The 20617-nt window shown below is 45.9% G+C and carries 16 protein-coding genes; 13 read left to right on the top strand and 3 right to left on the bottom strand.

Features of this window, described 5'->3' with window-relative positions; translation table 11 throughout:
- The first annotated feature begins 12 nt into the window (after positions 1 to 12).
- The 7 genes from ftsW to lpxC all read left to right on the top strand — a co-directional run bounded on the left by ftsW (position 13) and on the right by lpxC (position 8235).
- On the top strand, positions 13 to 1212 hold the full coding sequence (gene ftsW, locus RH46_RS00080) for a cell division protein FtsW (RefSeq protein ID WP_006877345.1): 1200 nt from the start codon (positions 13 to 15) through the stop codon (positions 1210 to 1212).
- Complete coding sequence (murG, locus tag RH46_RS00075; protein ID WP_006877344.1) at positions 1199 to 2260, top strand: undecaprenyldiphospho-muramoylpentapeptide beta-N-acetylglucosaminyltransferase; 1062 nt, start codon at positions 1199 to 1201, stop codon at positions 2258 to 2260. The genes ftsW and murG overlap by 14 nt, the downstream gene beginning before the upstream one ends.
- 12 nt (positions 2261 to 2272) lie before the next feature.
- Complete coding sequence (gene murC, locus RH46_RS00070; RefSeq protein ID WP_006877343.1) at positions 2273 to 3733, top strand: UDP-N-acetylmuramate--L-alanine ligase; 1461 nt, start codon at positions 2273 to 2275, stop codon at positions 3731 to 3733.
- 184 nt (positions 3734 to 3917) lie between these two features.
- The gene (locus RH46_RS00065; protein ID WP_006877342.1) at positions 3918 to 4700 is read left to right on the top strand and encodes a cell division protein FtsQ/DivIB; all 783 of its coding nucleotides are present in this window, start codon (positions 3918 to 3920) and stop codon (positions 4698 to 4700) included.
- Positions 4693 to 5955 carry a cell division protein FtsA gene (gene ftsA, locus RH46_RS00060; protein ID WP_006877341.1) on the top strand — a complete coding sequence of 421 codons (1263 nt, stop codon included), beginning with the start codon at positions 4693 to 4695 and terminating at the stop codon, positions 5953 to 5955. The genes RH46_RS00065 and ftsA overlap by 8 nt, the downstream gene beginning before the upstream one ends.
- A 30-nt stretch (positions 5956 to 5985) precedes the next feature.
- Positions 5986 to 7221 (top strand): cell division protein FtsZ, encoded by a 1236-nt coding sequence (gene ftsZ / locus RH46_RS00055; RefSeq protein ID WP_006877340.1) that lies wholly within the window; start codon positions 5986 to 5988, stop codon positions 7219 to 7221.
- Between the two features lie 96 nt (positions 7222 to 7317).
- Positions 7318 to 8235 carry a UDP-3-O-acyl-N-acetylglucosamine deacetylase gene (lpxC, locus tag RH46_RS00050; RefSeq protein WP_006877339.1) on the top strand — a complete coding sequence of 306 codons (918 nt, stop codon included), beginning with the start codon at positions 7318 to 7320 and terminating at the stop codon, positions 8233 to 8235.
- Positions 8236 to 8291: 56 nt separating this feature from the next.
- Here the strand turns inward: lpxC and RH46_RS00045 are convergent, their stop codons facing one another.
- Positions 8292 to 8744, bottom strand: coding sequence for a DUF721 domain-containing protein (locus tag RH46_RS00045; RefSeq protein ID WP_006877338.1), 453 nt, complete (start codon positions 8742 to 8744; stop codon positions 8292 to 8294).
- Positions 8745 to 9063: 319 nt separating this feature from the next.
- Here RH46_RS00045 and secA point away from each other — a divergent pair, with 319 nt between their 5' ends.
- The 6 genes from secA to RH46_RS00015 all read left to right on the top strand — a co-directional run bounded on the left by secA (position 9064) and on the right by RH46_RS00015 (position 19177).
- A complete protein-coding gene (gene secA / locus RH46_RS00040) occupies positions 9064 to 11790 on the top strand; it encodes a preprotein translocase subunit SecA (RefSeq protein WP_006877337.1) in 2727 nt (908 codons plus the stop codon).
- 211 nt (positions 11791 to 12001) lie between these two features.
- On the top strand, positions 12002 to 12400 hold the full coding sequence (mutT, locus tag RH46_RS00035; RefSeq protein ID WP_006877336.1) for an 8-oxo-dGTP diphosphatase MutT: 399 nt from the start codon (positions 12002 to 12004) through the stop codon (positions 12398 to 12400).
- A gap of 92 nt (positions 12401 to 12492) precedes the next feature.
- Complete coding sequence (gene dapB / locus RH46_RS00030) at positions 12493 to 13302, top strand: 4-hydroxy-tetrahydrodipicolinate reductase (RefSeq protein ID WP_006877335.1); 810 nt, start codon at positions 12493 to 12495, stop codon at positions 13300 to 13302.
- Positions 13303 to 13828: 526 nt separating this feature from the next.
- The gene (gene carA / locus RH46_RS00025) at positions 13829 to 14968 is read left to right on the top strand and encodes a glutamine-hydrolyzing carbamoyl-phosphate synthase small subunit (protein WP_006877334.1); all 1140 of its coding nucleotides are present in this window, start codon (positions 13829 to 13831) and stop codon (positions 14966 to 14968) included.
- A 16-nt stretch (positions 14969 to 14984) separates the two neighbouring features.
- Positions 14985 to 18215, top strand: a complete 3231-nt coding sequence (gene carB / locus RH46_RS00020; RefSeq protein ID WP_006877333.1) for a carbamoyl-phosphate synthase large subunit — start codon at positions 14985 to 14987, stop codon at positions 18213 to 18215.
- A 182-nt stretch (positions 18216 to 18397) separates the two neighbouring features.
- Entirely contained in the window at positions 18398 to 19177 is a 780-nt protein-coding gene (locus RH46_RS00015) for a TSUP family transporter (RefSeq protein ID WP_006877332.1), read from the top strand.
- On the opposite strand, the gene RH46_RS00010 is transcribed toward RH46_RS00015, so the two are convergent.
- The gene (locus RH46_RS00010; protein ID WP_006877331.1) at positions 19113 to 19973 is read right to left on the bottom strand and encodes a LysR family transcriptional regulator; all 861 of its coding nucleotides are present in this window, start codon (positions 19971 to 19973) and stop codon (positions 19113 to 19115) included. The two genes, RH46_RS00015 and RH46_RS00010, sit on opposite strands and share 65 nt — an antisense overlap.
- Before the next feature lie 119 nt (positions 19974 to 20092).
- Positions 20093 to 20470, bottom strand: a complete 378-nt coding sequence (grcA, locus tag RH46_RS00005; protein ID WP_006877330.1) for an autonomous glycyl radical cofactor GrcA — start codon at positions 20468 to 20470, stop codon at positions 20093 to 20095.
- Positions 20471 to 20617 lie beyond the last annotated feature (147 nt).

The raw sequence follows: 20617 nt of genomic DNA, 5'->3' as shown, positions 1-20617 counted from the left end.
ACGCAGGGAACTATGCAGATTCGAAACGTTTTTGGCAGTATCAAACGTTGGGTGACCACAGAGTCTCCTGAAGTTTTGTATGACCGACAGTTAGTATGGATCTCTCTCGGTTTGATGCTAACTGGCTTAGTGATGGTGACCTCGGCATCGTTTCCTATTAGTTCCCGATTAACGGATCAGCCGTTTCACTTTATGTTCCGCCACGCGATTTTTCTGGTGTTGGCGCTCTCAACCTCTGCTGTCATTTTGCAAGTCCCGTTAAAACGTTGGTTTGATTACAGTATGTGGTTGCTGTTTTTATCCATATTCCTATTGATTGTGGTGCTTGTAGCAGGTAAATCCGTTAATGGCGCTTCACGATGGATCCCGTTAGGGTTATTCAACCTCCAGCCAGCTGAAGTGGCGAAACTCTCGTTGTTCATTTTTATGTCAGGGTACTTGGTGCGTAAAAGTGAAGAGGTACGCTCTAGCTTCTTTGGCGGTTTTATTAAACCGATCATCGTCTTTGCGACATTGGCAAGCCTACTGTTACTTCAACCCGATTTAGGCACTGTAATCGTGATGCTGGTAACCCTGTTTGGGATGCTATTTATCGCTGGTGCTAAGCTGACCCAATTCTTAGCCTTAATGGTGGTCGGTCTGGTTGCGGTTGCTACCCTGATTTATATAGAACCTTACCGAATGCGCCGGGTGACCTCTTTTATGGACCCTTGGGATGACCCATTTGGTAGTGGTTATCAGTTAACTCAGTCACTGATGGCATTTGGCCGTGGTGAGTGGTTTGGTCAAGGGCTAGGAAACTCGATTCAAAAACTCGAATACCTTCCAGAAGCTCATACCGACTTCGTTTTCGCCGTGCTCGCAGAAGAGTTGGGCTTTGTCGGGGTGGTTCTGGTATTGATGCTCATTTTTAGTCTGGTACTAAAAGCGATATACATCGGCCGCAAAGCCTTCGAGAACAACCAGTTATTTGGTGGTTACCTTGCATTTGGTATCGGTATTTGGTTTGCATTTCAAACCTTGGTTAACGTTGGTGCCGCCGCAGGTATGGTTCCGACTAAAGGTTTGACCTTACCACTGATAAGTTATGGTGGTTCGAGTTTGATTGTAATGTCCGTCGCTGTGTCGATATTATTGCGTATCGACCACGAATGCCGCCTTATCAGTGCAGAGACAGAAGAACAAAAGTTAACGACAGATGAAACAGAATAAAAGATTAATGGTTATGGCCGGCGGAACGGGCGGTCATGTATTCCCGGGACTTGCGGTGGCTAAAAAGCTACAGGAGCAAGGTTGGGAAATTCGCTGGTTAGGCACTGCAGATCGTATGGAAGCTGACTTGGTTCCAAAACACGGCATCGAAATCGATTTTATCAAGGTAAAAGGTCTACGAGGTCAAGGCGTTGGCCGACTGGTTAAAGCACCATTGCAGATTATCAATGCGATTTTTCAAGCCAGAGCGCATATGAAACGCTGGAAACCTGATGCTGTATTAGGCATGGGGGGATATGTAAGTGGACCTGGTGGTGTTGCAGCATGGACATTGGGGATTCCGGTCGTTCTACATGAGCAAAATGCGGTTGCAGGTTTAACTAACCAGTGGCTATCAAAAATTGCTCGCAAGGTCTTCCAGGCATTCCCGGGAGCTTTCCCATCGGCGCCAGTCGTTGGCAACCCTGTTCGCGAAGACGTAGTGGCAATTGAGCCGCCAGTTACTCGCATGGCTGAGCGCGATGGCGATATCCGCATTCTGGTGATGGGTGGCAGTCAGGGCGCGCAAATCCTTAACCGTACGTTACCTGAAGTGATGGCTAAACTAGGTACTGGCTACCAGATCCGCCATCAAGCAGGAAAAAATAACCAACAACAAGTTGCTGAAGCGTACTCACAGCATCAGGTTACTCATGCAGAGACCGTCGAGTTTATTGACGATGTCGCTGATGCTTATCAATGGGCTGACTTGTTGGTATGTCGCTCTGGTGCTTTAACAGTGTCAGAAGTTTCGGCGGCAGGTGTCGGGGCTATCTTCGTCCCATTTATGCACAAAGACAGACAGCAGGCACTGAACGCTGACCATCTGGTCGAGTGTGGTGCAGCAAAAATGATTGAGCAGCCAGAGCTGACGGCTGAGAAACTAGCGAAACAAATTCAACAGTTAGATCGTGCAACTCTGCTGGAAATGGCAAATAAGGCCAGAGAGGCTGCTAAGTTAGATGCAGACAGCGTGGTATCAGACGCCATTATTGCACTGACGAAATAACGAGAAAGATTAATGACAATTAAACATACTCAAGATTTGGCTCAGATTCGAGCTATGGTGCCAGAGATGCGCCGTGTTAAATGCATTCACTTTATTGGCATTGGTGGTGCTGGTATGAGCGGGATTGCTGAAGTACTGCTTAACGAAGGCTACCAGATTTCAGGTTCAGATATCGCTGAAAACCCAATCACGGAACGTTTGACGCAGAAAGGTGCAACCGTCTTTATCGGTCATGCTGAAGAGAACGTTTCGCAAGCGAGCGTTGTGGTCGTATCGACAGCGATCAACGAAGAAAACCCAGAGATCATTGCAGCGCGAGCTGCTCGTATCCCTGTGGTGCGCCGTGCAGAGATGCTGGCTGAACTGATGCGTTTCCGTCACGGTATTGCAGTGGCTGGCACGCATGGTAAAACCACCACCACCGCACTGGTGACTCAAATTTATTCTGAAGCAGGTCTTGATCCTACCTTTGTAAATGGTGGTTTGGTTAAGAGCGCTGGCACCAATGCGCGTCTTGGTTCTAGCCGCATCCTGATTGCTGAAGCGGACGAAAGCGATGCCTCTTTCCTTCATCTTCAGCCGATGGTGAGTATTGTCACCAATATCGAAGCTGACCATATGGATACCTATGGCGGCGATTTTGAAACACTCAAGCAGACATTTATCGACTTCCTACACAATCTGCCATTTTATGGTCAGGCAATCGTGTGTGTTGATGATCCTGTAGTGCGTGAACTTATCCCAGGTATCAGCCGTCAGGTGATTACTTACGGTTTCTCTGAAGATGCTGATGTTCGTATTGCTAACTACCGCCAAGAAGGCCAGCAGGGTAAGTTTACTGTTATTCGTCAGGGCAAAGCTGACCTTGATATTACTTTGAATATTCCAGGCCGACATAATGCTCTTAATGCTTCAGCAGCGATTGCCGTGGCGACTGAAGATGACATTAGCGATGAAGCAATCCTCAATGCGATGGCTGGAACTCAGGGTACAGGTCGCCGATTTGATCACTTAGGCGAGTTTGATACTGGCAATGGCCACGCAATGCTGGTGGATGATTATGGACATCACCCTACAGAAGTTGATGTGACCATTCAGGCTGCGCGTAACGGATGGCAAGATAAGCGTCTGGTTATGATTTTCCAGCCACACCGTTATAGCCGAACGCGAGATCTGTATGATGATTTTGCTAATGTGCTTGAGCAGGTTGATGTATTGATCATGCTGGATGTTTACTCTGCGGGCGAGAAACCTATTGCCGGTGCTGATGGGCGTGCTCTTTGTAGGACTATTCGTAGTCGTGGCAAGCTTGACCCGATTTTTGTCCCTGATAGCAAGGCTTTACCTTCAGTTCTCGCTAATGTTTTACAAGATGGTGACTTAGTACTAACCCAAGGTGCAGGGGATGTTGGTAAGGTAGCGAAACAGCTCGAAGCTTTTGAGTTAAATATCGATAAGATGTCTCAAGCTTGATTGAAACATTGATTTTTGGCTAATTGCGTCACTTATTACGTTTTAAGTGGCGATTTCTTACTTTCAGTGTTTGATACTTTCTATGACGCCAGTATAATCCGAAGGTTAAGGTAAGTGCTTTTGCCTCTATTATACGAAATGAGATAGGGAAAATAAGCGAGCTAATTGGCAAGGACTATGGACTTTGATTAAAAGTGCTTTTAATGAAGGCCGTCGTTTAACCTCTAAACCACTAGTTAAAGAACACGCTCTGGGTGGCACATTCTTGCTGGTGGTGTTGGTGTTAATAGGCTCTCTCCTTTACTCTACGATCTCTTGGATGTGGGATGACCAGCGTCTTCCGCTATCTAAAATCGTACTCCAGGGTGAATTACATTACGTTTCAGCGACTGATGTACAGCGAGCGTTCGCGCAGCTAGATCATGTTGGAACGTTTATGTCGCAGGATATTGACGTGCTACAAGATATGGCAGAGTCTATCCCCTGGGTATCACATGCCTCAATTCGTAAACAGTGGCCTGATACCGTAAAAGTCTTTCTTACTGAGTTTCACGCCGAGGCTATCTGGAATGGTAACGCGTTGCTCAATGAAGAGGGGCGGGTTTTTGACGGTGATATCGGCAAACTGGATGAAGAGCGAGTAAAACTATACGGACCTCAAGATACCAGCGAAGAAGTTCTTCAAGTGTGGCGTGATATCAGTCCTAAGTTTGAATCACTTAACTTAACGATTACCTCCTTGGTGCTCAATGAACGCCGTGCTTGGCAAATAATTCTCGATAATGGAATTCGCTTAGAGCTAGGTAAAGAGTCACTGCAGGAACGAATAGAGCGCTTTGTTTCGCTTTATCAGAATTTGGGTAGCGACACTCAACGAGTGAGCTATATCGACCTCAGGTATGATACGGGAGCATCAATTGGATGGTTCCCAGAACAAGAGTTAGAACAAGAGAATACAGATGACTAAGACCGCTGATGACAGCATTATTGTTGGTCTTGATATAGGCACTGCAACCGTATCGGCTCTCGTGGGTGAAGTATTGCCTGATGGTCAAATCAATATTATTGGCGCAGGCAGCAGTCCTTCCCGCGGGATGGACAAAGGTGGCGTGAATGACCTTGAGTCGGTTGTAAAATCGGTTCAGCGCGCTGTCGACCAAGCAGAGCTGATGGCAGAGTGCGATATCACCAATGTGTTTATCTCTCTTTCTGGACGTCATATTGCCAGCAGAATCGAGAAAGGCATGGGAACCATTTCGGATGAAGAGGTCTCTCAGGAAGATATGGATCGTGCAATTCATACCGCTAAATCGATTAAGATTGGTGACGAACAGCGCATTCTGCACGTTATCCCTCAAGAATTTACGATTGATTATCAAGAAGGGATAAAAAATCCGCTAGGTTTATCAGGAGTACGCATGGAAGTTAGCGTGCACCTGATCTCTTGTCACAATGATATGGCAAGAAATATCATAAAAGCAGTTGAGCGTTGTGGGCTCAAAGTTGAGCACTTGGTTTACTCAGGGTTAGCGGCAAGTAATGCTGTGATCACTGAAGATGAACGAGAGCTTGGTGTTTGTGTCGTAGATATCGGTGCTGGTACGATGGATGTATCCATTTGGACTGGCGGCGCGTTGCGCCACACCGAAGTATTCTCATACGCCGGCAATGCAGTGACAAGTGATATCGCTTTTGCCTTCGGTACTCCAGTAAGTGATGCTGAAGAAATTAAAGTGAAATATGGCTGTGCTCTAAGTGAGTTGGTCAGTAAGGATGATACAGTTAACGTTCCTAGTGTAGGCGGGCGTCCATCACGCAGTTTGCAGCGACAGACTTTGTCTGAAGTGATTGAACCTCGTTATACTGAACTTATGGGACTGGTTAATCAAACTATCGATACCGTACAAGAAAAACTGCGTGAAGAAGGGATTAAACATCACCTCGCCGCAGGAGTGGTGCTCACAGGAGGAGCGGCACAAATTGAAGGTTTGGTAGAGTGTGCGGAGCGTGTATTCCGCAACCAAGTTAGAGTCGGCAAACCATTAGAGGTCAGCGGCTTAACTGATTACGTTAAAGAGCCGTATCATTCTACGGCAGTTGGTTTACTTCATTATGCAAGAGATGCAGGAATAAATGATGATACTGAGTACAACGAGCCTTCTCGTTCCTCAGTAACGGGTTTATTTGGTCGCTTGCGTAATTGGATACAAAAAGAGTTTTAACCTGAGCAGCAGGAAAAACGGAGATAACACATGTTTGAACCGATGATGGAAATGTCTGACGATGCAGTAATTAAAGTCGTTGGGGTTGGTGGCGGTGGCGGTAACGCCGTTGAACACATGGTACGTGAATCCATCGAAGGTGTTGAGTTTATTAGTATTAATACTGATGCTCAGGCACTTCGTAAAACCAGCGTGAATAGCGTTATTCAAATTGGTGGTGATATCACAAAAGGACTTGGTGCTGGTGCGAACCCACAAGTTGGCCGTGACGCAGCTCTCGAAGATCGCGATCGCATTAAAGAAGAGCTGAGTGGTGCCGATATGGTATTTATCGCAGCTGGTATGGGTGGTGGTACTGGTACAGGTGCAGCCCCAGTAATTGCAGAAGTAGCTCGAGAGCTGAACATTCTGACTGTTGCTGTTGTTACTAAGCCATTTAGCTTTGAAGGTAAAAAGCGTTTAGCTTTTGCTGAGCAAGGCATTGAAGAGCTTTCTAAACATGTGGATTCACTTATTACGATTCCAAATGAAAAGCTTCTTAAAGTGCTTGGTCGCGGTATTACACTACTTGAAGCCTTTGCGAGTGCGAACGATGTATTGAAGAATGCAGTTCAGGGTATTGCAGAGCTTATTACTCGTCCTGGCATGATTAACGTCGACTTTGCAGACGTACGTACAGTTATGTCTGAGATGGGTCACGCTATGATGGGTAGTGGTGTTGCAAAAGGTGAAGATCGTGCAGAAGAAGCGGCAGAAATGGCTATTTCAAGCCCGCTACTTGAAGATATCGATCTAGCTGGCGCACGTGGTGTTCTTGTTAACATCACTGCGGGTCTAGATATGCGTCTAGACGAGTTTGAAACTGTAGGTAATACAGTGAAAGCTTTTGCATCAGATAACGCTACGGTTGTTATCGGTACGTCACTAGACCCTGATATGGCAGATGAAATTCGCGTAACAGTTGTTGCTACTGGTATTGGCAACGAGAAGAAACCTGATATTACGCTAGTTGCGGGCGGCAAGGCGAAAGTTGCGCCAGTTGCTCAGCCACAAACTCAACCACAAACGGCGCCGGCACAACAACCGACTGTCAATAAAGTGGAAGAAAAAGCGGCACCAACTTTGCAAGAAAAACCACAGGTAACTCCTCAGCCAACGACTTCAGCGCCATCTGGCTCGAGTGCAGGACAAAGTGCAGCACCGAAAGCGGATAAAGAAAGCGGCTATTTGGATATCCCGGCCTTCTTACGTCGTCAAGCTGACTAATACAACGCAATTTGACACTGTTCAATTTTGTGGTAGCATGCACGGTCAATATCGCCATTGACCGTGATTTGTAGCATTTTTACTGAGGCAAAGTAGATGATCAGACAACGTACTCTGAAAGAAATAGTGAAAACAACTGGTGTGGGTCTCCACTCTGGTCGTAAAGTGACACTTACTCTTCGCCCAGCCGCTGCAAATACAGGCATTGTGTACCGTCGTACCGACGTAAATCCACCGGTTGATTTTCCAGCGGATCCAGAATCAGTTCGCGATACCATGCTATGTACAGCACTGGTTAATGACGAAGGCGTACGCATCTCTACCGTAGAGCACCTAAACGCGGCTCTTGCTGGTATGGGCATCGACAACATTGTTGTTGAAGTAGATGCTCCTGAGATTCCAATTATGGACGGTAGTGCGAGCCCATTTGTATTCTTACTGCAACAAGCTGGCGTTGAAGAGCAAAATGCACTTAAACGTTTTATCCGTATCAAGAAACCTGTGCGTTTTGAAGATGGTGATAAGTGGGCTGAGTTTGTTCCTTTCAATGGTTTCCGCATGGACTTTGAAATTGAATTCAACCACCCAGCGATTGATGCAGACGAGCAGCACCTGCTGTTTGACTTCTCTTCACAAGGTTTCGTTAAAGAGATCTCACGTGCACGTACGTTTGGTTTCATGCGTGACATTGAATACCTTCAATCACAGAACCTAGTATTAGGTGGTAGCTTTGATAACGCTATCGTACTGGATGAGTACCGTATTCTTAATGAAGAAGGTCTGCGCTTCGAAAACGAATTTGTTACGCACAAAGTGCTTGATGCGATTGGTGACCTGTACATGTGTGGCCATCCAATTATCGGTGAGTTCCGTGCATTCAAATCAGGCCACGGTCTGAATAACCAACTTCTACGTTCTGTTCTCGCAGATCAAGAAGCTTGGGAGTGGGTAACCTTCGAAGAAGAGGCAACATCACCTGTTGCTTTTGCTGAGCCTAACATGGTTCTAGCGTAAAAAGTTTGATAAAAAAGCCAGACGTTAGTCTGGCTTTTTTTATGTCTGCAATAAAATTAATCTTTCTTAGCAAGTTTCGCTAAGCTCTCCAAACGAGCCTTAACTTTAGGTGAGGCACCACTAGCAATCATTTCTAAATACTGAGCGGCTGTTTCAGAGATAGGGTCGCGAGGCTTGGATAGCTCTTTTTTCTCTTCACGACTTCGATAGAGTTCCGGGTTTATCTGGACAGTGACACCAATAAGGCGAGCAAAGCCTTTAGCACGTAGTTGGTTAAGGATGTGCAAACGATCATAGTCAATCTTCATTTTGATCGCTGCGCTTGCGACCTCAAGGATCAATTGATTGTCGCGAATATTTGCCACCCGGCAATGATCTTCCGCACCTCTGGGTAAGATCGCCTTTAATTCTTTATTGATCATCATGATCTCTTTCGCATGCTGTTGGAGCTGAGAAAGGCGTGATTCGGCAATTATTTCGTCGCCTAACGTAGGGCGATGGTCTCTCATAATGAGCCTCAAGTTCGATATACAGCTCTATTTTAGTCAAAGGGCTGGGACGAAGATAGAGCTAGGTCCGAATAAACTTCCATCATATAACCTCAAAAAATAAAGAATGCTTCAAACAAATCACCTTGTTATTGGTTGTCAGGGGCAAAATTTCATAAACTATGCGCCACTTATAGTGATATAAGCCTTGAAATCTAACGTTCTCATCTCAATATCTGAGTTACGTGATTTATCTCAGTATTCTTAGTAAAAAACTGTTAGAGACTGAAGGCATTGAAATAGATCGGGCCCGATCTAAATAAAGAGAGATTCATAGCAAATGATAACTAAGCTACTGACAAAGGTAATTGGCAGTCGCAATGACAGAACACTGCGCCGCCTGAGAAAAATTGTAAAAGAGATTAATAATTACGAACCGACATTTGAAGCTCTGTCTGATGAAGAGCTAAAAGCGAAAACTGTCGAGTTCCGTCAGCGTTTAGAACAGGGTGAAACCTTAGATAAGCTACTACCTGAAGCATTTGCTACAGTGCGTGAAGCATCTAAGCGTGTTTACGGCATGCGCCATTTCGACGTTCAGCTAATCGGTGGTATGGTTCTGAACGCAGGCCAAATCGCAGAGATGCGTACTGGTGAAGGTAAAACACTAACTGCAACCTTACCTGCTTACCTGAATGCACTACCAGGTAAAGGCGTTCACGTCGTTACAGTCAACGACTACCTGGCAAAACGTGACGCGGAGACTAACCGCCCACTATTTGAATTCTTAGGTATGTCAGTCGGCATTAACGTGCCTAATATGGCTCCACCTGAGAAGAAAGAAGCTTACAAAGCGGATATCCTTTACGGTACAAACAACGAGTTTGGTTTTGACTACCTGCGTGACAACATGGCATTCCGCGCTGAAGACCGTGTTCAACGTGAGCGTTTCTTCGCAGTAGTCGATGAAGTTGACTCGATCCTAATCGATGAAGCTCGTACTCCACTTATCATTTCAGGTCCTGCTGAAGACAGTTCTGAACTCTACACTCGCATCAACACTCTGATCCCTCATCTGCAAAAGCAGGATCAAGAAGATTCAGAAGAGTACCGTGGCGATGGTCACTACACAGTTGACGAGAAATCCAAGCAAGTTCACTTGACCGAAACTGGTCAGGAGTTTGTGGAAGAGCTAATGATCAAAAACGGTCTGATGGAAGAGGGTGATACTCTGTACTCACCAGCAAACATCAGCCTGCTGCATCACGTTAACGCAGCACTTCGTGCACACGTATTGTTCGAAAAGAACGTAGACTACATCGTTAACGAAGATGGTGAAGTGGTTATCGTTGATGAACATACCGGTCGTACTATGCCTGGTCGTCGTTGGTCTGAAGGCCTTCACCAAGCGGTAGAAGCGAAAGAAGGTGTTAAGATTCAGAACGAGAACCAGACTCTTGCATCTATCACATTCCAGAACTACTTCCGTCTGTACGAAAAACTGTCTGGTATGACAGGTACTGCAGATACTGAAGCATTCGAGTTCCAGTCTATCTACGGCTTGGAAACTGTGGTTATTCCAACCAACAAACCAATGATTCGTAACGATATGCCAGATGTGGTTTATCGTACTGAAGTTGAAAAATTCAACGCAATTATTGAAGACATCAAAGAGCGTGTAGAAAAAGGTCAGCCTTCGCTAGTAGGTACGGTTTCTATCGAGAAATCAGAACTTCTTTCTAATGCACTGAAGAAAGCTAAGATTAAGCACAACGTACTTAACGCTAAGTTCCACGAGCGTGAAGCAGAGATTGTTGCTGAAGCGGGTACACCAGGTGCGGTAACCATCGCAACCAACATGGCCGGTCGTGGTACCGATATCGTGTTAGGTGGTAGCTGGCAAGCGAAAGTGGAGTCACTACAAAACCCTTCACAAGAGCAGATTAATGCGATCAAAGCTGAATGGAAAGTGGTTCATGACCAAGTTCTGGATGCAGGTGGTCTACACATTATCGGTACAGAGCGTCACGAATCTCGTCGTATCGATAACCAGCTTCGTGGTCGTTCAGGTCGTCAGGGTGATGCAGGTTCATCACGCTTCTACCTATCGATGGAAGACTCTCTGCTACGTATCTTTACTTCAGATCGTATGGCTAGCTTGATTCAAAGCGGTATGGATGAAGGCGAAGCAATTGAATCGAAGATGCTATCTCGTTCAATTGAAAAAGCGCAGCGTAAAGTTGAAGGTCGCAACTTCGATATTCGTAAGCAGCTACTTGAGTACGATGACGTTGCAAACGATCAGCGTAAAGTGGTGTACGAACTTCGTGATGAACTGATGAGTGTTGAAGACATCAGTGAAATGATCGAACAAAACCGTGCTGACGTTCTTACTGCAACAATTGATGAGTACATTCCGCCACAATCTCTGGAAGATATGTGGGATGTTGAAGGCCTTCAGGAGCGTCTGAAGAACGATTTCGATCTTGATGCACCAATCAAGCAATGGCTTGAAGAAGACGACAAGCTATACGAAGAAGCACTACGCGAGAAAATTCTTGATACAGCAGTAGCAGTATACAAACAGAAAGAAGAAGTGGTTGGCGAGCAAGTGCTACGTAACTTCGAGAAATCTGTCATGCTGCAAACACTTGATACGCTGTGGAAAGAGCATCTGGCAGCGATGGATCACCTACGTCAAGGTATCCACCTGCGTGGCTACGCTCAGAAGAACCCTAAACAAGAGTACAAGCGTGAATCGTTTGAACTATTCGAAGGTCTTCTGGATGCACTTAAGTCTGACGTAATCACAATTCTGTCTAAAGTACGTGTTCAGCAGCAAGAAGAAGTTGAGCGCATGGAAGAGCAACGTCGAGCTCAGGCAGAAGAAGCGGCACGTCGTGCACAAGCTCAACACGCATCTGCAGAAAACCAACTAGCGGATGGCGAAGAAGAGTCACAAGCGCATCAGCCAATGGTACGTGAAGAGCGTAAAGTTGGTCGTAACGAGCCTTGCCCATGCGGAAGTGGTAAAAAGTATAAGCAGTGTCACGGCAAAATCGGTTGATGCTTTGCCGTAAAGGCTGATAACTGTGTCGGCGATGCTCATTTACTCACGTAAACTCCGCGTCGCCTCCTTGTTCTCAACCATTACAGCTTTGCCTCAAACAAGGTTTAAATAAGAGTCGCTTAGGCGGCTCTTTTTGTATCTAATGGTTATCTCAGCAATAGTCAGCCTCAATGCAGGGCATGACAATGGAAAGTAAATAGGAAGTCTGATGAAACGAATTCATATCGTGGCAGGAATTATCTTCAATCAAGATAAGTCTCAGGTGTTTATTACTAAGCGTCCCGATGACAAACACAAAGGAGGCTTTTGGGAGTTTCCTGGTGGCAAAGTGGAGCAAGGTGAAACTATCCAGCAGGCGATGGTGCGTGAGTTAGAAGAAGAGATAGGTATTACCACCACCGAACAGCAATTGTTTGAACATCTAGAGTTTGATTACTCAGATAAGGCGCTTAAGTTTGATTTCATCACAGTGACCCAGTTTGAAGGCCAGCCTTATGGTAAAGAGGGTCAGCAAGGTGAGTGGGTCGATATCAAGCAACTTGCGGACTATGCCTTCCCAGAAGCTAACGTGCCGATTTTAGAGCGAGTAGTAAAAGAGTTTGCTTAGACTCTAGCCACTGATGGCGAATGTTGATAGTTTATTGAAACAGATTGGAATAGCTGCGAATTCGCAGGTTTGAAAGAATGGAGAACAGCGTAATGGTAAGAATTGCAGTTGCAGGTGCAGCGGGCCGTATGGGACGTAACCTAGTCAAAGCAACGTACAACAATGAGAACGCATCCGTCGCCGCTGGGTCAGAGCGCCCGGAGTCATCACTTGTCGGTGTAGATTTAGGTGAGTTATGTGGTGAAGGTAAATTTGACGTTGTTGTCACTGATGATCTTGCCAAAGATATCGAGCAGTTCGATGTAATCATCGATTTCACAGCCCCTGTTAGTACTCTGGCAAACCTAGAGTTATGCCGCCAGCACGGTAAAAGCATTGTGATTGGTACGACTGGCTTTTCGGATGAAGAGCGTGCACAGATCGACAGCATCGCCAAAGAAGTTCCTGTTGTCATGGCTCCAAACTACTCAGTGGGCGTTAACCTGGTATTCAAGCTGTTGGAAAAAGCGGCGAAGGTAATGGGTGACTACTGCGATATCGAAATTGTTGAAGCGCACCACCGTCATAAGGTTGATGCACCGTCTGGTACCGCTATCGGCATGGGCGAAGCGATTGCTGACGCTATGGGCAACAAGCTCAATGATGTTGCGGTTTATGCTCGTGAAGGCATTACGGGTGAACGTACTAAAGATGAAATTGGTTTCGCGACCATTCGTGCGGGTGACATCATTGGTGAGCATACCGCTATGTTTGCCGATATTGGTGAACGTGTGGAGATCACCCACAAAGCGACTGACAGAATGACCTTCGCAAATGGTGCTGTAAAGGCAGCTGTATGGCTAAAAGAAAAGCCAGCAGGATTTTACACCATGACGGATGTACTTGGCCTCAATGAACTCTAATGAGTGTTGATTTGGCTAACCTTTGCCAACTTATATAGCTAAGAATAAATAATTATGCGCTGGGCTTGCCCGGCGTTTTTTATATCTGCGATAAAATAGCGTTTACTATACCCTTAACAGTAGTGGCTAAAATGCAATTGTTTGGTGTTATTTATGGTGGTTACGATGTGTTTTTTATTTGAAGTGCTTATAAATCGCATTAAACTTTTGTTGTGCAACGTTTGCGCAAATTGTGAATAAAAAAGTGTGATCTGAAAAGCATTACAATTAGTGGGAATTTTCTAACTGGGTCAATCTGGTTTGGCAATCGCAACTAAACTTGCTTTTTTGGCAGTCTAAAACTGTTTTTGGTTTTAACTGCTATAAATTATAAATTTATTTTCACCCTCATGTTGACACTGTGCTCAAGCCTAATTAAAATACCGCCAATTTGTCTAAAATACCTATTCGCGCTTTTTTATTGCGCCATGGAAGGCAAATTTGCAGTTAAATTTATTATTTTTGCATTTTTATTCTGGAGGTTGTCTTGAGTAAATCAGCACTGTTAGTCCTAGAAGATGGGACAGTGTTCCGCGGTGTTTCCATTGGAGCAGATGGTACATCCGTTGGTGAAGTTGTTTTTAATACCTCGATGACGGGGTACCAAGAAATCCTCACTGATCCTTCCTATTCACAACAGATCGTCACCCTTACTTATCCTCACATTGGCAATACCGGTACTAATACCGAAGACGAAGAATCTTCTTCAATCCACGCACAAGGCCTTGTGATTCGCGATCTTCCTCTTATCGCTTCTAACTTCCGTAACGAACAAACTCTTTCTGATTACCTTAAGTCGCAAAATATCGTCGGCATCGCTGATATCGATACGCGTAAACTTACGCGCATCCTGCGTGAGAAAGGTGCACAGAACGGTTGTATCGTTGCAGGTAACAACTTAGACGAGGCTCTAGCTCTGGCTAAAGCGAAAGAATTCCCTGGCCTAAAAGGTATGGACCTTGCGAAAGAAGTTACAACAAAAGAAGCGTATCAATGGAAACAAGGTTCGTGGACGCTTGAGGGTGGACTTCCTGAAGCGCAAGACGACAGCGAGTTGCCATATCACGTTGTTGCCTACGACTTCGGAGCGAAACGTAACATCCTGCGCATGCTTGTTGACCGAGGCTGCCGCCTAACGGTTGTACCTGCAGAAACAAGTGCAGAAGAAGTATTGGCTCTAAACCCAGATGGCGTATTCCTATCGAATGGCCCTGGTGACCCAGAACCATGTACTTACGCAATTGAAGCAACAAAAGTATTCCTAGAGAAAGGCCTGCCAATCTTTGGTATCTGTCTGGGGCACCAAATCCTGGCTCTGGCGTCAGGTGCTAAGACAGTGAAGATGAAGTTTGGTCACCACGGTGCAAACCACCCGGTTAAAGACTTGGATCGCAACGTTGTAATGATTACTTCTCAGAACCATGGTTTCGCAGCTGATGAAGCGACACTGCCTGAGAACCTACGTGCAACTCACGTGTCACTATTTGATGGCTCTCTACAAGGTATCCACCGCACAGATAAGCCAGCATTTAGCTTCCAAGGTCACCCAGAAGCAAGCCCAGGTCCACACGACGCGGCTCCGCTATTTGACCACTTTATCGAACTAATCAAACAACACAGCGCTTAATTCGGAGTAGTAGAGAATGCCAAAACGTACTGACTTAAAAAGTATTCTAATTCTAGGTGCAGGCCCGATTGTTATTGGTCAGGCATGTGAGTTTGACTACTCTGGTGCACAAGCATGTAAAGCACTGCGTGAAGAGGGTTACCGAGTAATTCTTGTTAACTCTAACCCTGCGACCATCATGACTGACCCGGACATGGCGGATGCAACTTACATCGAACCAATCCAATGGGAAGTTGTTCGTAAGATCATCGAGAAAGAGCGCCCAGATGCAGTACTACCAACAATGGGTGGTCAGACTGCTCTTAACTGTGCACTAGACCTTGAGAAACACGGCGTACTTGCAGAGTTCGGCGTAGAAATGATTGGTGCAACAGCGGACGCAATCGACAAAGCAGAAGACCGTTCTCGTTTCGATAAAGCGATGAAGTCTATCGGCCTTGAGTGTCCTCGTGCTGATACAGCGAAGAGCATGGAAGAAGCTTATGGCGTTCTCGATATGGTTGGCTTCCCATGTATCATCCGTCCGTCATTCACTATGGGTGGTACTGGTGGTGGTATCGCTTATAACAAAGAAGAGTTCGAAGAGATTTGTCGTCGTGGTCTGGACCTGTCGCCAACTAACGAACTTCTAATCGATGAATCACTAATCGGTTGGAAAGAGTATGAGATGGAAGTGGTTCGTGACAAAGCGGACAACTGTATCATCGTATGTTCTATCGAAAACTTCGACCCAATGGGCATCCACACTGGTGACTCAATTACAGTAGCACCAGCACAGACTCTGACTGATAAAGAATACCAGTTGATGCGTAACGCATCTCTAGCGGTATTGCGCGAAATCGGTGTTGAGACAGGTGGTTCAAACGTACAGTTTGGTATTAACCCGAAAGATGGCCGTATGGTTATCATCGAGATGAACCCACGTGTATCTCGTTCTTCTGCTCTTGCTTCTAAAGCAACAGGTTTCCCAATCGCTAAGATTGCAGCGAAACTGGCAGTTGGCTTCACTCTTGATGAGCTACAAAACGACATCACTGGTGGTGCGACTCCGGCATCATTCGAACCAACAATCGACTACGTAGTGACTAAGATTCCTCGCTTTAACTTCGAGAAATTTGCTGGTGCTAACGACCGTCTGACGACTCAGATGAAGTCAGTGGGTGAGGTTATGGCTATTGGTCGTAACCAACAAGAATCTCTACAAAAAGCACTTCGTGGCCTTGAAGTTGGTGCCAACGGTTTTGACGAAATGGTTGATCTGGATGCGCCTGATGCACTAACAACAATTCGTCATGAACTCAAAGAAGCTGGCGCTGAGCGTATCTGGTACATCGCAGACGCATTCCGTGCAGGTATGTCAGTAGATGGCGTATTCAATCTAACGGCAATTGACCGTTGGTTCCTGGTTCAGATTGAAGAACTGGTTAATCTGGAAAACCAAGTTAAGGCAGGCGGTTTTGCTGGCTTGACTGAAGATGTGCTACGTAAGATGAAACGTAAAGGTTTCTCAGATGCTCGTCTATCTTCAATTCTTGGTGTATCTGAAAACGAAATTCGTCGCCTGCGTGACCAGTACGATATCCACCCAGTATACAAACGCGTTGATACTTGTGCGGCTGAGTTCTCTTCTGACACCGCTTACATGTACTCATCTTACGATGAAGAGTGTGAAGCGCAGCCGACAGACAAAGATAAGATCATGGTTCTTGGCGGTGGTCCAAACCGTATCGGCCAAGGTATTGAATTTGACTACTGTTGTGTACACGCTTCACTAGCACTGCGTGAAGATGGTTACGAAACAATCATGGTTAACTGTAACCCTGAGACAGTTTCTACTGACTACGACACTTCAGACCGTCTGTACTTTGAACCTGTAACTCTTGAAGATGTTCTTTCAATCGTCCGTGTTGAGAAGCCAAAAGGCGTTATCGTTCAGTACGGTGGTCAGACTCCACTTAAACTGGCTCGAGCTCTAGAAGCAGCAGGTGTGCCAATCATTGGTACCAGCCCTGATGCGATTGACCGTGCAGAAGACCGTGAGCGCTTCCAGGCAGCAGTTGACCGTCTTGGTCTTCTACAACCAGAAAACGCGACAGTAACGACTATTGAGCAAGCGGTTGAAAAGTCGAAAGAAATTGGCTTCCCACTTGTTGTGCGTCCTTCATACGTACTTGGTGGTCGCGCAATGGAAATCGTCTACGACGAGCAAGACCTACGTCGCTACTTTAACGAAGCAGTGAGCGTATCGAACGAATCCCCAGTTCTTCTAGACCGTTTCCTAGACGACGCAACTGAAGTAGATATCGATGCTATCTGTGACGGTGAGCGCGTAGTAATCGGCGGTATCATGGAGCATATCGAGCAAGCGGGTGTTCACTCAGGTGACTCAGCATGTTCATTACCTGCTTACACACTAAGTCAGGAAATCCAGGATAAGATGCGTGAGCAAGTTGAGAAGCTAGCTTTCGAACTTGGTGTACGTGGTCTGATGAACACTCAGTTCGCTGTCAAAGATAACGAAGTTTACCTAATCGAAGTAAACCCGCGTGCTGCTCGAACAGTACCATTCGTATCTAAAGCAACTGGCGCACCACTAGCGAAAATCGCTGCACGTGTGATGGCGGGTCAATCTCTAGAGTCTCAGGGCTTTACTAAAGAAATCATCCCACCTTACTACTCAGTGAAAGAAGTGGTACTTCCGTTCAACAAGTTCCCGGGTGTTGACCCACTGTTAGGCCCAGAAATGCGCTCTACTGGTGAGGTAATGGGTGTCGGTGCAACGTTCGCAGAAGCTTACGCGAAAGCGGAATTAGGTTGTGGCGCAGTGTACCCAGAAGGTGGTCGTGCACTACTGTCTGTTCGTGAAGGCGATAAGCAGCGTGTCGTAGACCTGGCATCTAAGCTAACTAAGCTTGGTTACCAACTGGATGCAACGCACGGTACAGCAGTCATCCTAGGCGAAGCAGGTATCAACCCACGTCTAGTGAACAAGGTACATGAAGGCCGTCCACACATTCTTGACCGTATCAAGAACAACGAGTACACCTACATCGTAAACACGGCTGCTGGTCGTCAAGCGATTGAGGATTCAAAAGTACTACGTCGTGGTGCGCTGGCTGAGAAAGTGAACTACACAACAACCTTGAATGCTGCATTTGCGGTATGTATGGCTCACACTGCTGACGCTAAAACGTCGGTAACTTCAGTTCAGGAGCTACACGCTAAAGTAGCAGAGAACGAAGCGTAATAACAATCAATAGGCTCGCAACGGAGCCTATATGACAACCTCATTGCCCGCTCTTTTGAGCGGGCTTTTTTGTCTGTTCATTATTGAAAATTGGGAATGAGTTAAAGTCGAATCTTTCTCTAAAAGAATTATTAACTTAGTGATATTTTGAGTGGAAGATATAGATAACCAATTGATAGGCAATGGAACTCACACTCGAAATACTGACGATTCTTTTCTTTGTTGCTACGGCAGCAGGCTTTATTGATGCTATGGCTGGTGGCGGTGGCTTATTAACTCTACCAGCGCTTCTGGCCGCGGGTGTTCCCCCAACCCATGCTCTTGCGACCAATAAGCTGCAAAGCTCATTTGGCAGCTTTTCAGCCAGTTGGTATTTCGTTCGTAACGGCATCGTCAGTATTAAAGAGATGCGTCTTGCTATTGTTTGTACGTTTATTGGTTCGGCGGTTGGTGCCGAGGCCGTGCAGTATATAGATGCGGGTGTACTGACGAGTCTGATACCGATTTTACTGGTCGCTATTTCTCTCTACTTTCTTCTGATGCCTAAAACTAGGCAGCACTCTGGTGAAGCGAAGATCTCTGAAGCCATGTTTGCTTTCAGTGTTGGTAGTGGTGTGGGCTTTTATGACGGTTTTTTCGGGCCGGGAACAGGCTCCATCTTTACGGTTTGCTTTGTCGCTTTAGGTCATTTCTCTCTGGTGGATGCAACCGCGCGTACCAAGGTGCTTAACTTCACTTCTAATATTGCCGCACTGCTGTTTTTTATTCTGGCTGGTTTACCTGTTTGGGAGCTGGGCTTAGTGATGGCGATAGGAGGATTTATTGGTGCTCAACTAGGCGCTAAGGTAGTGGTAACTAAAGGGCAAAAATGGATTCGCCCTCTGGTGATCACCATGTCTATGCTAATGGCATTGAAGCTGCTTTGGGAACAGCATCAGCAATGGCTGTTATCACTGATTTGATTCTCGGGTTCTGATAAGAAGAGGCTCGACAGCAAATATGGATTGGTCGGTATAGAGGTGTGAGCTGCTCAAAGTGCGAGCAGTGCTCAGGATCAATCTTCATCGCCTTAATGACGGAAATCGGCACCAAGGCGGGCGCTATCCCTTCAATGGCTAACTGAGCGGCAGCAGAGTAGGAGTCCATTTCCATGATGGGCGTTATGTTCAACCTGGCTAAGATCTCAAGCTGATAGCTATTAGCAGGGTTATTGAGATCATTGGTGATGATCGTTTTGGGCAGCGCCTCAAGCTTGTGGCTAAACACAATCGAAAATGGTTCATCCAGTAAGTGGAATTGCATCAGGTGACTCTGTTTTGGCATGTGACCAGCACAAACACCGATGTGTGCCTTACCTGATTGGACATTTTCTACGATTCTTGGCGTGTGGTTGGTGGTCAGTGTTAAGTACGGGTCTTGCTGGAAATGGCGGCCGATAATTGTAGAGAGATAACCCGCGACTAAGGTTTCAGAACAGTCCAATCGCAACAGGCTTTGATCCGCCATCGTTTGCTGCTCATTTATTAACCCCTGAAGCTCATTGAAAGCTGGGCCAATGCTGTCAATAAGATTGATTGCATCCTGAGTGAGCTGAACATTTCGACCATCTGGCACGATTAACTTCTTGCCAAGTTTACTCTCAAGATTAGCTATTCGTTTGCTAACCGCTGACTGGCTTATATAGAGTAAGCTGCCAGTTCGACTCATCGTCTTTGCTTTACTCAAAACCAGTAAGGTTTCGATGCCTTCCAATAGCATGATATGAACTCGGTGTAGGGGGGAGTGAGATTAATGTACCTTACACGGGATAAAGTAGGGTAGACCTAATACAAAAAAAGGCGCTCATTGAGCGCCTTTTTCAAATAACTAACTGAGAATTATAGAGACTCAGTGAAAGTACGAGCGATTACGTCACGTTGTTGTTCAGTCGTTAGCGAGTTGAAACGAACTGCGTAGCCAGAAACGCGGATAGTTAGCTGAGGGTACTTCTCTGGGTTTGCAACAGCGTCTTCTAGAGTTTCACGCTTAAGAACGTTAACGTTCAGGTGTTGACCACCTTCGATGCGAGGTGCAGTCTCGATAGCGACTTCACGGCTTTCGTACTCGCCTAGTTCGTTGATCGCTACAACTTGGTCTGCTTCAAAACCTGCAGTCGCTGCAACACAACGCGCTTCGTTCTTCTCGCTATCTAGTAGCCAGATTGAGTTCAGTAGATCGTCGTTTGCTGCTTTAGTGATTTGAATACCTTGGATCATTACTATCTCCTAGTCCACTTAGTGGTTAATTGGTGTTAACTTTCGAATTTTGTTGAGCTACGTATTATATAGCGAATATCCTCTATGATAGTATTGATTTATGTCAATTAACAACTAAAACAATATTTTGTTGTGGTTATTTCTTGT

Origin of the sequence: Vibrio brasiliensis LMG 20546, from assembly GCF_000189255.1 — a bacterium.
GTDB lineage: Bacteria > Pseudomonadota > Gammaproteobacteria > Enterobacterales > Vibrionaceae > Vibrio > Vibrio brasiliensis.
This window is presented reverse-complemented; position numbering and strand designations above follow the sequence as displayed.

What these genes read in the sequence shown, in the direction of transcription:
- ftsW (WP_006877345.1), top strand. Translation starts at nt 13, where the DNA reads ATGCAGATTCGAAACGTTTTTGGCAGTATCAAACGTTGGGTGACCACA.
- murG (WP_006877344.1), top strand. Translation starts at nt 1,199, where the DNA reads ATGAAACAGAATAAAAGATTAATGGTTATGGCCGGCGGAACGGGCGGT.
- murC (WP_006877343.1), top strand. Translation starts at nt 2,273, where the DNA reads ATGACAATTAAACATACTCAAGATTTGGCTCAGATTCGAGCTATGGTG.
- ftsA (WP_006877341.1), top strand. Translation starts at nt 4,693, where the DNA reads ATGACTAAGACCGCTGATGACAGCATTATTGTTGGTCTTGATATAGGC.
- ftsZ (WP_006877340.1), top strand. Translation starts at nt 5,986, where the DNA reads ATGTTTGAACCGATGATGGAAATGTCTGACGATGCAGTAATTAAAGTC.
- lpxC (WP_006877339.1), top strand. Translation starts at nt 7,318, where the DNA reads ATGATCAGACAACGTACTCTGAAAGAAATAGTGAAAACAACTGGTGTG.
- RH46_RS00045 (WP_006877338.1), bottom strand. Translation starts at nt 8,744, where the DNA reads ATGAGAGACCATCGCCCTACGTTAGGCGACGAAATAATTGCCGAATCA.
- secA (WP_006877337.1), top strand. Translation starts at nt 9,064, where the DNA reads ATGATAACTAAGCTACTGACAAAGGTAATTGGCAGTCGCAATGACAGA.
- mutT (WP_006877336.1), top strand. Translation starts at nt 12,002, where the DNA reads ATGAAACGAATTCATATCGTGGCAGGAATTATCTTCAATCAAGATAAG.
- dapB (WP_006877335.1), top strand. Translation starts at nt 12,493, where the DNA reads ATGGTAAGAATTGCAGTTGCAGGTGCAGCGGGCCGTATGGGACGTAAC.
- carB (WP_006877333.1), top strand. Translation starts at nt 14,985, where the DNA reads ATGCCAAAACGTACTGACTTAAAAAGTATTCTAATTCTAGGTGCAGGC.
- RH46_RS00015 (WP_006877332.1), top strand. Translation starts at nt 18,398, where the DNA reads ATGGAACTCACACTCGAAATACTGACGATTCTTTTCTTTGTTGCTACG.
- RH46_RS00010 (WP_006877331.1), bottom strand. Translation starts at nt 19,973, where the DNA reads ATGCTATTGGAAGGCATCGAAACCTTACTGGTTTTGAGTAAAGCAAAG.
- grcA (WP_006877330.1), bottom strand. Translation starts at nt 20,470, where the DNA reads ATGATCCAAGGTATTCAAATCACTAAAGCAGCAAACGACGATCTACTG.